At 39.9% G+C, this 14,178-nt stretch carries 12 protein-coding genes; 8 read left to right on the forward strand and 4 right to left on the reverse strand.

Annotated features, from left to right (window positions below; genetic code table 11):
• Positions 1-139: 139 nt before the first annotated feature.
• Positions 140-1,918, reverse strand: coding sequence for a hypothetical protein (locus tag K1X76_06170; protein ID MBX7148654.1), 1,779 nt, complete (start codon positions 1,916-1,918; stop codon positions 140-142).
• A 368-nt stretch (positions 1,919-2,286) separates the two neighbouring features.
• Between K1X76_06170 and K1X76_06175 the strand changes: the two genes are divergently transcribed.
• The 3 genes from K1X76_06175 to K1X76_06185 all read left to right on the forward strand — a co-directional run bounded on the left by K1X76_06175 (position 2,287) and on the right by K1X76_06185 (position 4,463).
• Positions 2,287-2,850 carry a hypothetical protein gene (locus tag K1X76_06175; protein MBX7148655.1) on the forward strand — a complete coding sequence of 188 codons (564 nt, stop codon included), beginning with the start codon at positions 2,287-2,289 and terminating at the stop codon, positions 2,848-2,850.
• 85 nt (positions 2,851-2,935) lie between these two features.
• Positions 2,936-3,151, forward strand: a complete 216-nt coding sequence (locus tag K1X76_06180; GenBank protein MBX7148656.1) for a hypothetical protein — start codon at positions 2,936-2,938, stop codon at positions 3,149-3,151.
• Between the two features lie 127 nt (positions 3,152-3,278).
• On the forward strand, positions 3,279-4,463 hold the full coding sequence (locus K1X76_06185) for a S8 family serine peptidase (protein MBX7148657.1): 1,185 nt from the start codon (positions 3,279-3,281) through the stop codon (positions 4,461-4,463).
• A gap of 33 nt (positions 4,464-4,496) precedes the next feature.
• Here the strand turns inward: K1X76_06185 and K1X76_06190 are convergent, their stop codons facing one another.
• Positions 4,497-6,644, reverse strand: a complete 2,148-nt coding sequence (locus K1X76_06190; GenBank protein MBX7148658.1) for a hypothetical protein — start codon at positions 6,642-6,644, stop codon at positions 4,497-4,499.
• A 302-nt stretch (positions 6,645-6,946) separates the two neighbouring features.
• Here K1X76_06190 and K1X76_06195 point away from each other — a divergent pair, with 302 nt between their 5' ends.
• Positions 6,947-7,240, forward strand: a complete 294-nt coding sequence (locus tag K1X76_06195) for a DUF4258 domain-containing protein (GenBank protein ID MBX7148659.1) — start codon at positions 6,947-6,949, stop codon at positions 7,238-7,240.
• Entirely contained in the window at positions 7,237-7,512 is a 276-nt protein-coding gene (locus tag K1X76_06200) for an antitoxin (GenBank protein MBX7148660.1), read from the forward strand. Before K1X76_06195 ends, K1X76_06200 begins: the two co-directional genes overlap by 4 nt.
• Before the next feature lie 109 nt (positions 7,513-7,621).
• Here K1X76_06200 and K1X76_06205 read toward each other — a convergent pair whose 3' ends face one another.
• Together K1X76_06205 and K1X76_06210 are read right to left on the reverse strand one after the other, a co-directional pair.
• Positions 7,622-8,356, reverse strand: coding sequence for a hypothetical protein (locus tag K1X76_06205; GenBank protein ID MBX7148661.1), 735 nt, complete (start codon positions 8,354-8,356; stop codon positions 7,622-7,624).
• Between the two features lies 1 nt (position 8,357).
• Positions 8,358-9,017: an L-2-amino-thiazoline-4-carboxylic acid hydrolase gene (locus K1X76_06210; protein ID MBX7148662.1), complete on the reverse strand. Its 660-nt coding sequence runs from the start codon at positions 9,015-9,017 to the stop codon at positions 8,358-8,360.
• Between the two features lie 129 nt (positions 9,018-9,146).
• Here K1X76_06210 and K1X76_06215 point away from each other — a divergent pair, with 129 nt between their 5' ends.
• From K1X76_06215 to K1X76_06225, 3 genes are read left to right on the forward strand one after another with little or no spacing between them, the layout of a single operon-like run.
• Positions 9,147-13,118, forward strand: a complete 3,972-nt coding sequence (locus K1X76_06215; GenBank protein MBX7148663.1) for an FG-GAP-like repeat-containing protein — start codon at positions 9,147-9,149, stop codon at positions 13,116-13,118.
• A gap of 2 nt (positions 13,119-13,120) precedes the next feature.
• On the forward strand, positions 13,121-13,606 hold the full coding sequence (locus K1X76_06220) for a hypothetical protein (GenBank protein ID MBX7148664.1): 486 nt from the start codon (positions 13,121-13,123) through the stop codon (positions 13,604-13,606).
• A gap of 33 nt (positions 13,607-13,639) precedes the next feature.
• The gene (locus tag K1X76_06225; GenBank protein MBX7148665.1) at positions 13,640-14,173 is read left to right on the forward strand and encodes a hypothetical protein; all 534 of its coding nucleotides are present in this window, start codon (positions 13,640-13,642) and stop codon (positions 14,171-14,173) included.
• Positions 14,174-14,178: the final 5 nt, after the last annotated feature.

The following is a 14,178-nucleotide window of genomic DNA, read 5'->3' on the forward strand; positions in this document are numbered from 1 at the left end:
TTACGCCCCGCATTATGGGCAAGGAAGTTTACGTTTCTCCGGCTGACATTTCGAGCTCTACCAATAACGCTGTAGAAAAAGAAATTATTAACACATCTACTACCAACAAAAAAGCCTCCCACAAATACGATAGGTAATTTTAATAGTTGGTAACAGTCATGTTAATCATGCTTTTGGTTGAATAAACAACCGTATCATCATCCAAAGTAAACTTGGCCCTAAAAGCCGTTGGGCCATGGTCACTATCTACAAAAGTAGGATCAACACAATCGCTGTAGAAATTATTAGCTTCTAAAAAAACGTCGTTATTCAGTGTAATTTCGTTATCGGTGGCATCTACGCAACCCACTTCGTGAGGCGATGCAAAATCGCCATCAATAAAGTGCACACATTCCAAACATATTTGCACGGTGTTTTCTGGAAAATGACGGAACGTTCCCACAATATTGGCATCATTACTTAAATCCATACTTACCGCGCCAAAGGGAATTTGATTATAAATCTCGGTGTAAAAAATTGAACTGTTGTTATAAACAAGATCACCAAAAGAAGGCAGTAAATAGTCGTCTACATTGATATATCCCAGCTGATTGTAGCCATTAACCGGGAGCACGTAATAAAAAGCATCTTCTTCTTCCGAAAATTCGGGTTTACTACCCGGTCCAAAATAAATAATTTCGTTTTGATAGCTTGAATCTAGCGGGATTAAACCTATTAAATGCTCGGCACCATCACCAGGATCTAGTTCTACCACAATATAGGTTTCGGCCGTGTTAATATCAAAACTCACTACGTTAAAATTACCGGCCAGTATTTCAATGTCGTCATAAAAGCCAATATAGTCGCTATCGAGATGAATAGCGCATAAGCCCGTATTACCAGAAGAGGCAATGGTACATTCGTAAAACCACGAGTAACTCGAAAAAACATATTCAAACTCCGCATCTTCCTGGATATCGTGCTCGGCATAGTTGGTAAAAACATCGTTTACACTTTCGCTAACCGTAAGATCGGTAATATCGCCTGGGGTATTTAAGCTAATAATACCAAACACATGATCGCCGTTTTCTTTTTCGGCGGAGTAATAAAGAGCGCCATCTACTAACCACGAAAGTTCGATATTCGTTATATTATCTCCACTAAGTGTAAACGAGTAATCCTCGAGGGTTGCTACGTTAACAAGAATTACTTTTAAATTAACCGGATTGTTTTCATCGGCATAAATAATCGATGCCAGATAATCACCATCGGGACTTGCTTCTAAAATACGGTTATCAGGGAAAATGGTGCCGGTACTAAGCGTTTGAGTGGTTCCATCTTCGGCTACTAAAACAATTTCCTGGGTTACACTATCGAGCCCCACTAAAAAGCCATCGATAGTCGAAAGATGAGTAAGTTGATTTTCTAAACTAATAACATCTTCATTAAACGATCCATCGTTATTCACCGAAACTAATACCGGGTTATTATCGCTATCCACACCCGACATATAAACCTTGTTATTAAAGCGCGTTATTTTCCCGGATGAGATGGTGTAAGCGCGTGTAGTATCCGATGTAGAGGCATTGCTATTGGTGATAAAAACAGAAAACGGGCGCTCACCCATAATGGGATCATACGCACCTACCACAAAATAAACAGGTTCGGTTACAACACTACAAGAGCTATTGGTACAAGTAGTAACCGCAACAGGTACATCTTCCAATTCCTCAGGCACGGTAAAATTAAAAGTGCCCGTCACCGTTTGCGTGCTTTGCAGTTCGCCGTTATAAATAAAGGCTACCTTTTCGGTGGCCGTAGTATCGATAAAACTGCCGGTAACAGTTCCAATATTGCCGCCACTTTCTTCTTCTTCAAATTCAAACGAGTCTTTATCAACAACCACTTCACCCTTGGCAATGGGGATAGGAATATCCACGGGTGCCCCTTCAATTAAACTGCCCGTCCCCACCCCAGAACCAGTAGCCCCTCCACAGGATATCTGCAAACCCAGAATAAGTAATATTGCCGCACAAGCTTTTATAGCGCCCTTTTTCATCATTAGAGATATATTTAAGCAAGAGACATGCCAATATTTGACGCGCTGGATAACTTATAAGTAATTGAATTTAAACACTTTTATTTAATATAAACGGGGATGGGTGCCAAAACAAATATATCAAATTAAGAATCGCGCATTTTTTGCCTAGCAAGACAAAGAATCAAATAATAAATTATCCAAGCAACTTTTTTATGATAAACCCGATAATACTCTTAGTAGCTTAACTTTCTTAAAGAGGAGTGTTTATGAAATTACCATCCATAACTGCAAATTTTGTTCGGGCCGACAACAGATACATCGTTTACCAAGCCGACATTGATGGCGACGGCAAACAAGATGAAATGCGGGCGCATGTAGACAAATGGGATGAAAACGGAAAACCTGTTATTTCAAAACTTCAAATTGATTTAAACATTACAATGCCCATTGTAGCAAATCCTTATACCGACTACGAAGTAACGGCAGATAACGTTACTAACATTTTCATTCCAGATCGTATCACAATCGATAATACCGCTTCCAGTTTAGATACCCAATCAACGTACTCCTGCAGAGAAAATTTAGGACAGCCTCTAAAAGAAGGCACATTGAGCAATCCCAAATGGCGCGGAACGTTTGGCACACAAAATAATTGGACCCAACAAGTAACTATTGATGGCGAGTCACGCTTCATCCCCTCCAATTTTAAAATATTTCTATCCAGAGCCAAATTATTGGATGGCACGATGCGAACAAATGTTGAAGGAAATCAAGTAGAGGTAGGTCCGGTACTCAATAGCGACCAATTAGGCACTTGTAACAATAAATGATCCCTATAAGCTATCATGGATTGGCTTTATAGATAAAACTCTCACTCGTTCTTGCGGAATACGGGAGGAATATGGCTGTGACGCTATGAGTGATGCCATAAACAATAATGATGATTTAAGAACGTATTGCGAATTATCGGCCAGCTGGTATTCGGGTTGGGAAATTTCATTGCATCACGGCTATGATGTTTGGAGCATACGGGAAGCGAATTATAAACGCTACATGGATGCATACAATTCTCTTTATGGTATGTGCGAATGTCCTACCGAAGAAACTGGCGAGTACGACACAAGTAGATAATTTTGAAACTGCGGTTCAAAGATTGGTAGATTCGTATCAGATTTATTGTGGGGATTTGGAGAGTGTTGAATAGCAGGGGGCCACTATTTTTGGTTTATTATTACAAGTAGCCAGCTGTGTATCGTCATTGTGGAATAATAACGATAACAATACACCTGCGCACACTCCGCCCCCATCATCACCTCAGCTGACTGTAAGAAAGCAAGAATCAGCCGAAGATAAACTCGAAGGAAAACTGACCGTTTATAATGATAAATTAGACAAAAAAAAATTAAAAGAGGAACTCACCGATAATAACGATGTTTATTTACCCGCAGCTTTTAAAACCAGCCGAGACTATTTGGTAAGCCATGTTGGTAAAGCAACGCAATCGTTTAAGAATCTTTTAACATGGGCTCAAGGCAACAGTACGGCAGCAACTATTAGAGATAAAATTTCTGAAACCGGCAAAGGGGTAAATATTGTATTAATTGAGACGGATGATAATCATGCAAGCCACGTACAAAACATCATCAATGGCCCTGACGGCTTGGCTCCAGACGCAAATGTTACAAAAGAATATATTCATTATGAAGCGGAAGAAAATGTAACCGACACTGTTACTCAATTATTGCAAGCTATTAAATCTTCACTTGAGCGACAACTTGAATCACAAAATCATATTATCAATATATCGCTCAACCCTGCACCCGGCATGTTTCTTTCCAAAAAACTTAATGATAAAAATGATAATTACAGAGAAGAGTTTACTTCTTTGTGCCAACAAGAAACAAATGAACTTGAGCATGATAAAAACTATCAGACAGCTTTAACCGAATATCAACTTATCACGAAAAAACTTGCCCAAACAAATAAAAATATAGTGATTGCTTATGGAAATAACAAAACAGTTTATCGTGATTTAGATTATTGTTTTTATAACCCGCTAACGCAAAGCCGGCATGTCATCTCTGTTACAGCTTCTGGGAATAACAATACACCGCTTAATTATACTGATGATGGCATTTGGCCATTGGCATTGAATGGAAATGAAGCGTGGCCACCAACAGTAGCAGCACACGGGCATCAGGTACCCCTTTACGATAATAACAGAACCGTGTTTGATGCCGATTCAGGCACATCCTACAGCGCCCCTTTTGTAAGTGCTGCCTTGGCATTGGCGCTTGAAAAGAACCCTCACTTAAGCTCACAACAACTACGAACCATTATAGCAACTACAGCACATCCAATTAAAAAATATCCCAATACACTACAAGGCGCGGGTGTTGTTGATATTATAGCAGTAGCTCAAAATCATAAAGCAGGGCCGTAGCCCCGCTTTATGATAGAATTATCATGTATGTATTTAATGTAGTTCTTGGGTTGTATTTTGCGCAGGGGCTATATTCCCGCCTGTGGTTACAAATCCAATATCACTATCTTCCCCATTTGAGCGGCACTGATCACTGTATGCTTTTGCCAACCCTTCATCACCGCTAAATTTAGCACCGCCTGGTTTATTACCGCCACCAGTATTAGCCGAATCAGGAGAACTTTGAAGATGACCCGTTTCACTATTACGATACCCATCTTTACGAGTTTGGGTCTTGCCAGAGTCAGAAAACTCATTATTTATGTCGGTAACAAAAGTAGTGTAACCAGCATCATTCCAAGTGCCAGGTATATAATTATATCCTTCTGGTAAAAATGAATTAACCTCAGCAGGTGACGAAGCAGAACTGGGCAACAAATTATAGGTTACACGGGCCTGCTCAAACTCTTCTCCGTACGCATTGATATAACTAGAACTTCCACCTGAAACCACAGTTAGCTCTCCATTAGAGCTCGCAACTACATCACCAGCAACTTGACCACCTATGACTGCACCTCCTGAGCTCCCCCCTGTAAAGGTAGCTTGAATGGTAAATTGCACCACATTTCCCTGTCCATCCTTGGCATCAACACGCACGGCGGCTTCAGTCCTTACGGCAACTCTTTCGGGTCTGACTTCAATTCTGGCTTGTTCTTCGGCCCGTGGATTTGATGAGAAATATTTGTACATCTCATAGGCACCGTCAAGTGCCCCTCCTGTTAGAATATTCCCTACAGTCCAAGCTGTGCCACCCTCAGCATTAGTGGCCATTCCTAATTGCATGGCCATTTCCAAACAACTGGCCTCGGCATCTTCTTCATTTATACCTTCTCCCATATCCTTATTATCAACCATTTGAGAAATCGGCCCACAAGGTTGGTTTATCTCACCAACAATTGTTTCGGCAGAACATTCACCATCAATACAAACAACATCCGTACAAACAGTGCCTGGCACCTCATAACCTGATACATTGGATCTTCTGTCTTGCGCATTACTATCGTCGGCATTTTTAAATAATTCTGCTAAATCTGGATTGTTTCTGTATTCTTCCACAAGTCCTATATCCCGTGCGAAATAAAGTTTGAATTTTTCGGTTGTTGTTGTTTTAGAATATTTGTCACCCGATACGCCAACATTTGCCTTTGCTACCTTCGGCACCCATCGTGTTTCGATTGTCTTCAAAAAATGTACCGGGGCAAAAATCTGCACCAAGTTACCTTGTTCATTTTCAGCTTTGCCGTTATAAACAGCTTTTTGCGCATTTTCGGTAACGTACTTTTCTAACACTTCATAACCTTCCTTAACTGGTTTTGTGGAACTTACATTCTTTCCCACAGGCTTTGTTATATCCAAAGTATAAGTTTTTTTGTTAGTATGAATCAGTCCATTACCATCTGTAACAGGCTCAAGGTTTTCTTCCGCAACGGTTATTGCTTTAACCACCCACTTATAACTCGAAGGAATACTGACATTTTTTCCAACAATACCATTGCGATTTACGCCCGCGCTATTAGAAGTAACTCCTGCAACAGTTTCTACAGCATATTCTGTAACAACAGTTTTAGTATCCGATTCCTTTTGCGGCTTATAACCCCAAACAGATTCCGTTTTACTAAGTACTTTATACCCATTTTTTTGAGGCCAGCTACCATCGTTTGCCGCCTGTTTTGTTTTAGAAATAGTCCAGTAAGTTAGCTTTTTTTCCAGCTTATACCCTGCATCGTCAGTACGATTGATACTTTCACTTTCTTCAATTACAACAGTATCATCATTCGCTAACTGATTAATATTACCAACCGCTCTACTTTTTTTACCTTGAGTCATGAGCGTCTGAAAAAAAGCGCTATCACGGCAAGCGCCATCAAAATAAAGCTCATTAAACAAACAAAGGTTTTCCTGATCTTTGGGAACCAAATATATTATGGTACCACCATCTTTTTCCTCTGTTCTTACCGTCACCATATCAGAATTCATTTTTTCAAGCGCCTGCTGCGTATTTTGAACGGCAGCATCGATCTGAGCTTTATTTTCTTCTAAAACACCTGTACTCCCCTTCCCCGCATAACTCACCGGTGAAATTAACATCATGCTAATAGCCAACACATTGGCAACGTGCTTTATCATATAAATCTCCTTCAATTGTTAATGCGGGACCTTTCCCGTAAAAAATGCCTTTTATGCAATCGCCCCTCATGCCCAAAAAGTTTTGAACATAATGCAATTTATTTACCCCCAATGTTGCGTAACAGAGTTGAGTTAAAGCAATAAATATGCCAACGGGGCAATTTTATAAGCACTTCTAATGATTAGCTTTTATGATAATACGAGGGGGGGGCTGGGTGTATACATACCCCTTGTTGGGTAGAAAGTTCTTTTTAAAGTGAGAGGAGTTGTGAATAAATGTGTGTTGCTAATAGGCATACAATGTACTAAATTTAGACATGCAAGAAGCGCTTGAATTTGAATTTGATCCTGAAAAGAATGCTTTTCTCAAGGAGGAACGCGGGATCAGTTTTGAGGAAATTATTTTATTGATATCGGAAGGCCATTTAATGGATGTGCTGGAGCATCACAATCAAACTCAATATCCTGGCCAGAAAATATATGTGGTGGATGTTAATGGCTATGTTTGCCTGGTTCCCTTTGTAAGAACAGAACACAAGATTTTTTTAAAAACCATTTATCCCAGTCGCAAGGCCACAAAAGAGTATTTAAAACCCGGGAGGAAATCATGAATACAAAAAATAATGATGATGAAAAAAATGTTTTAGATGCCTTTTACAAGGGTAAACTCAAAAAAACAAAAAACGCATCCAAAGAAATGGATATGGCTGTTAAAGCAGCAGATAACTATCTTACCAAAGATACGCGTATCAACATCCGCCTCTCCGCCCCCGATTTAAAACTACTAAAACGCAGAGCCGCCGAAGAAGGCTTGCCCTACCAAACCCTCATTGCCAGTGTTTTGCATAAATTTGTAACCGGCCGACTGAGAAATACCATATAAAAAGATATTTTCTTCTCCGCCCTTTTCAATACCAGGACTATACTCCTAAATATCGTCGAAAATAAGGATTATGTTCCATAGACTCATGAACATGCCAAAATTTAACAGCTCATTTTTGCAACACCTTCACCAATTCGCTTTCAAATTTTATCGCCAAATCGGCCATCACTTGCCGTTGCATTTTCACTGTATCGGTTCCTTTGTAATCTTGGTTGTAACCCCCAAAATTGTATTTCATCTCGTCGTTGCTGGATATATTAAATTGAAAACTGGCCACCCACTTACCGGCCTTAATATCGTAAACCGAAACCTGTGAGCTGATGCTGCCTTTTGTATATTCTTTTTCGCTGATTACTTGTGGACGTATTGTTGCAGAAACATCCACCAACACAGCATATTGCAAAGTAGCCAGAGCATTTAAGTCGTCATGCTTATCCAAAATATCCACTTGCGACGATTGAGCATTTAATGGCTTGGCCAAACTAGTGGCACCAGCAGAAATCAACCAATCCGATACATTTCTTTCACTTAAAGCATCAGCCAGCGGCAACAATTTGCCATTTAATGTAGACACCACAATGGCATTCGCTGTGTTTCCTCTCCAGCGGCCGGCAGTTAACGAAAAGCTATCATACGTCTGCATTCCAGTTGGAATAGTACTGGTTAACCCCGATGAAACAGGCGGCAATTTTTCGATAGCGGCAATCGTTTGAGTTGCTTGCGAGGTATAGCTTTCAATTTCTAATAATAATTTTTGTCTATATTGTTCTTCTTCATTAGGGCCACAAGCTACAGCTAGCAACACTACAATAGGAAAAATAATTTTTTTAAAGTTAACGTTCATTTCACACCTCTATCCTTTCAAATCTAAAATTACAGGGCTTTTGATTAATGGCCAATGTTTGCGTGCGTGTATATTTTATACCCAACTCTTTAAAATATTCGGGAAAAGCCAAATCATCCGAATAACAATTGGGGATACAACCCTCGGGAATTTCAAAAACACGCGCAAGCTCAAGCCACGCACACCAGTTTACATGAAACTCAATTGCGTTATCTGTCTTCTCTGCAAAATGCATTTTAAAACAGCCCGCTTTTATGTTGGCGTTGGCTCCTACCTCAAAATACTCGCTAAAAACTTTTAACGGATCCTCAAATTTTTTGACAGTTTCTATTTCTGGAAAACATAACAACAGCGCTTCGCGCGCGGTTTCATCCATAATTTTTTTACAAATAACAATCGCTCGCTCGGTTCCTACCGTGCGGCTTAAAGCTCTAAACAGGGTAAGATACTCGGTTTGAGTTTTTAAAAAAGTGGGATTGTTTAAACCGTTTTTTAACGCCGGTGATAAATCTATTTTTTTAGCAAAACGAGTAGCCCGAATAAGCTCAATAACAAACTTGAATTTCTCAAACCCTTTAAGCCCCTGCATCACAATGGCCTTGCCTTTGGAGCGCATCTTCTTTTTTAGCTCTTTGGGCCAATAGCTTTCCGCATCACTCATAGCCACACCATAATGTTTTAAGTCGGATATTTTCATTTTGAGAACATATATATTTATTTTGACGTTTGTGACAAGCGATACCTTAAAATGTAATTATAAATCAATTGCTTATAAATTATCCAACTGGGCATGTTATTTGCATCTCTCTCCAGAATGATGCGGATAAAGATAACATTGGTCCTTATAGCTCTACTCATTTCGTCACAATCTATTGCAGCCCCTGTATTAAACACAAACACCAGTTTTTTAATTATCTCCCATCCTCAATTTTTGGACGCAGCCCAAAAACTGGCTTTGTGGAAAAATCAAAAAGGAATTAACACACAAGTTTTTTCACTCAATCAAACAGGTTCAAGCACCAGCGATATCAAATCGTTTATACAATCAAGCGCTCAGTCTAGCAGTATTAAGTATGTTTTACTGATGGGCGATTCGGAATTTATTCCAACTTTCTTTTTAGATAACCCCTGCAATCCGAATATTCCTGGAGACTGCGAAGAAGAATCGGTTGAAACCGAAGTCTCTGATAGTGTTGTTCAAAAGAAGATTGCTACCGATCACCCCTATTCACGATTAGATAGCGATAACACACAAGCTCCACAATTAGCCGTAGGACGAATATCGGTAGACACCTTGGATGAAGCCAACACCGTCGTCGATAAAATTATTGATTACGAAAAAACTCCATCATCCGTTACCACTTATTACCAAAACACAACCCTGGCTGGTTACTTTGAAGACAATAATACCAATGGGATCGATTCAAAACCCTACATTAAAATTTTGGAACAAATTTATACCCTCTTTACCCAAAATAATTATGACGTTACACGCCTCTACACTTATAGCAAAACCCTACACCCCGGCATTATTCTTAAATACGAAAACGGAACTCCATTGCCCGATTACTTACAGCCCGTATGGGAAAACAATCAAAACATAGGCTTTAACTGGGAGGCTGATAGACAAGACGTAGCCAGTGAAATAAACGCGGGGCTCTTTTTATACGTATATCGCGATCACGGAGGAGGCTCGGTTTGGAGCGCACAAGATTTTTACAACGTAGACGCCAATAAACTATTAAACGGCAATGTTGATTCTAACGACAAAGAAGAGGACATGCTGCCTGTTATTTTCAGCTTAGCATGCCTAACCGGACGTTTTGATAACGAATCAAGCTATTACAACTTACCCGATAAAGAAAGTTTAGCTGAAACACTTCTACTGAATCCTAAAGGTGGTGCAGCGAGTATTATTGCCAGCAGTCGCTCTAACGCTTCCAGTATTAACAACTCACTTTTAAACGGGCTTATTGATTATTATTGGGATGACATGAACACATCGATATCTGCCGGCAAAAAGAAATATTTGGGTGATGCCTTGCTATATGCCAAGCAGAATCTGATCGGGTCGAATAGCGTAAAACTGCGTTCCACGTTTACCTATTATCTGTTGGGAGATCCCACACTAGACATGCTCACAAGCCGCCCCAGACTTTTTAGAGTCAGTGCATCCATCAATAATAATATACTTACCATTACTCCGGGAGTTGTGGCGCAGAATACTTTTTTAAGCATTACTCAAAACAGCAAGGTTTTAGCTACAAGCGGCCCGGTTAATATTAATAACAGAGCCCCCTCACTTAGCGTAAGCCTGTCCGACATTGAGACCTCCAAAAATTGGTCGTTTACATTAACAGCTCCCAATTTTAGACCCTACATTGTAAACGTTAAGGCAGGTGGTCAATATCCCACCGAAAACGAAATTGCTTATTGTCACGATAACGGACCTTTTTATACTGATGCAGACGGCGATGGTTTTTATTCAACTGATGGGATAACAACATGTAACCAACCACATGGTAGCGTAAAAAAAACGCCGACACTTCAAACAGGTGATTGTAATGATCAAAACAATCAACTGAATCCCAATCAGCCAGAAATTTGTAACGATCAATTGGATAACAACTGCAACGGCGGCATTGATGAAGGATGCAATAAGTTTGAAATAACTTATGGCGTACTTAATACTGTATTAGATCAAACTAACGTTATTGGCGCTCGGCACACAATTTCTACCGACATTGAGGAGAACGGTACAAACGATTATCTTTCTGGCACAAACTGGGGAATCTCACATCACAACAATAGTGGACTGGACTGGGATTCATTACAATTAGTCGATTCCTATTTTAACGGGCTTGACTATGGAAACAATCGTCTTGCCATAACCGACTTAGACAACGATAAATTGCTCGATTTATTTGTAGGCCTCAATCGTTTTAAGCAAAGCTCATTGGGCACAACAATTTTTGATTACCAAGAAATCCTTAACATAACTGAATTAGAGGGCACTAATGCAGCCATCACCTTTGCTGATATCGACAATAATAAATTAATCGATATGATCGTTGGCACAAATGATGGAACCATATATTTTTACGAGCAATCAAACGACGATCCCTTTTATTTTTCTGCAAAAGCGCCACCTGTAACATACAACTTTAGTGGAGACATTACTCCTGTTATTACCGATGTCGATAACGATGGCTTACTCGATTTATTGTTAGGCTCTGGCCAGGGTATATCCCAATATGAGCAAGCATCTCCAAAAAGTTATGAGTGGATTTACATGGGAGAAAATTTTGCAAACTATAAAGCAAATATTAAAACAACACTCAGCAAAGCCGATTTAAATGATGATGGATCACCTGAGTACCTTGCTGGCTCAGCAGGGCTTATGGGTTTTGAAGTTATTACCTTTTGCGATAAAGCCGACGCCAATGCCTGCGGATTATGCGGCGATGTCCCTATCGAAACATGCAATGGCATTGATGATGACTGCGATGGAAATATAGACGACGGTATTACCTGCCCGTATTGTGGCGATGGAAGTGTGAATCAGGATTTTGAAGAATGTGATGGTACAAGCGGACTTACAAATTCAAACTATACGTGCACAACGAGTTGTACCGAAACCTGTGCTCCAGGAAAAATTCAAACATCAGCATACCCTCTCGCTTGTGCTACTCCTACATGTGGTGATCGTATTGTAACAGCTCCCGAACAGTGTGAAACAACAATCACACGCTTAGGCTCTAATCAGCTTTGCACATCCTGCCAAATAACCTGCGCCAGCAATTATCATATGGAAGGCAGCACTTGTGTGCGCAATCCCTATTGTGGCGACAGCGTTATCAATCAAACCAGCGAACAATGCGATGGCACAGCAGGATTAGGACCCAATATGCAATGTAATAATTGCATTAAAAGCTGTGTAAGCGGCACTAATTTTGTAAATGGAGAGTGCGTAGCACCAACACCAGAACCTACTCCAACTCCCGAACCAACACCGGTAATAACACCAGAACCTACACCGCAACCAGAGCCAGAGCCTACTCCAACGCCAGAACCGACACCAACGCCCGAGGCTACTCCAACACCGGATCCGGTTCCGTCAGACAACTCAAACCCATCTGACTCGTCTGACGTGTCCGACTCGTCAGAAGCCCCCACACCCTGCGAAGAGCTAAACATCCAAGCCCAAAATGAGCCCGATAATTTTTACCCCATGCCCTATACACCACAAAATTTATCGACTGAAAGTACCTTTGTAATTTACACTTGCGAACTGACAAGTGGCAGCTACTGGACTCTTTTAAGCTCTGTTTTAAATTGTGACACTTGTCAAAGTCTCACCATAACATTGCCGTTGCCAGTAGAAGAGCCAAATGAAACACCAATACCTGTAATAGATGAAATTCCAGCACCAGAACAAAATACCCCCACAGCTGCCCCGGAATCAACAATAGAAGAAACTAACAATCCAACAACAGAAATGAATCCTGACCCAACGCCACTCAGCGAACCATCAGAATTTCATAACGAGAAAACCGAAATAGCCATTGAACAACCCATTGAAATAGAACAAACTGGGGTTACCGAAGAAGGTGCAGATAGCACAACCGAATCGCATGACAACACACAACCTCAAACTCCTAACAACACAGATAATCAGGAAGGATCGGATACCGGCAACAACGAAACCACAGACCCCGCCTCTTCCGGCTCTGTTGGGGGGTGTTCGTTAAGAACGCGCTAAGTATGAATTATTACCACATAACAATGGGCAGCATTTCTCTTTTGTCTTTTATTGGCGTACTCTATTTTTCGATATTTTCAAAAAATAGAGATCCTCATCAGGCAACAGATGAGAAAATTTTTTTATTAAGAGACGAAAACTTTGGCCCCAGACGTTCAAAAATAGTTTACTTTAAAGGTAAAAATATAGGCTTTACACAAAACTGGTCATCAGACCCTGTGGCGTTGGCATATTATACTCTTAAAGGCCATCCCACTGCCAAAAACAGAACCTGGCAATTTATTTGTGGCCTTACTTGCGGATTCAGCTTGATTGAATTTCTTAATAAAGATTCTGCAGCCTTAACTCTTTTTATTTATTTCTGCCTCGTGTTTTTTGTTTTTATTTTTAGTAAAAGCTATTTTAAAGCCTGGAAGCACATCAAGAACGGCACCCTGCCTCCCATGGATGAGAGAGATAAAAATAGTTATATATCTGATGAATCATGATATTTAAAACCGGATACACCCAATGACATTTTTATGAAAACAACCGATGCAAAAATTAAATTCCGCTATTTTATTTTGTTTATGCTCAACCTTTTATTTTTAACATTGCCATCAGGTTGCAGTGGTATATCCACTGGCTTTCCTCTTATTTTTTCAACAAACACTTCATTAATACTCGTAGACTTTCTTTTTTGCTCAGGATTTTTGGCAGCCCTCTATTTTTATTTTAAAAGGCAAAATTTTTTAATGGATCGCTTGAAGTATCAAGCTTTGCTCTTAGTATTTTTCTTATTCATCATTCAAAATATTTACACCATTATCCGTTACAATATAGCAGGGCTGGATATCATATCTGTTGATTGTTTTATTATTTACATGCCCGCTCTTTTTTTAATGATGGGACTACAATCACTAATTCACTCAAAATGGCTCGATTCTTTTATAAATAATCACAATGATATAGTTTCAACATGCAGCGTTGTTATCCAACTTGTTCTTTATTATTATGCTTTTTACGGAATTATTGTTTTATATCGACATATTAAGAATAAGAAACTTGCTTCTTAATTGCT

The sequence above is a fragment of the bacterium genome, from assembly GCA_019695305.1.
In the GTDB taxonomy this organism is placed as follows: domain Bacteria; phylum UBA10199; class UBA10199; order UBA10199; family JAIBAG01; genus JAIBAG01.

Coding starts and splice junctions, on each gene's coding strand:
- K1X76_06175 (MBX7148655.1), top strand. CDS start 2,287: ATGAAATTACCATCCATAACTGCAAATTTTGTTCGGGCCGACAACAGA.
- K1X76_06180 (MBX7148656.1), top strand. CDS start 2,936: ATGAGTGATGCCATAAACAATAATGATGATTTAAGAACGTATTGCGAA.
- K1X76_06195 (MBX7148659.1), top strand. CDS start 6,947: ATGCAAGAAGCGCTTGAATTTGAATTTGATCCTGAAAAGAATGCTTTT.
- K1X76_06200 (MBX7148660.1), top strand. CDS start 7,237: ATGAATACAAAAAATAATGATGATGAAAAAAATGTTTTAGATGCCTTT.
- K1X76_06205 (MBX7148661.1), bottom strand. CDS start 8,356: ATGAACGTTAACTTTAAAAAAATTATTTTTCCTATTGTAGTGTTGCTA.
- K1X76_06210 (MBX7148662.1), bottom strand. CDS start 9,017: ATGAGTGATGCGGAAAGCTATTGGCCCAAAGAGCTAAAAAAGAAGATG.
- K1X76_06215 (MBX7148663.1), top strand. CDS start 9,147: ATGTTATTTGCATCTCTCTCCAGAATGATGCGGATAAAGATAACATTG.
- K1X76_06220 (MBX7148664.1), top strand. CDS start 13,121: ATGAATTATTACCACATAACAATGGGCAGCATTTCTCTTTTGTCTTTT.
- K1X76_06225 (MBX7148665.1), top strand. CDS start 13,640: ATGAAAACAACCGATGCAAAAATTAAATTCCGCTATTTTATTTTGTTT.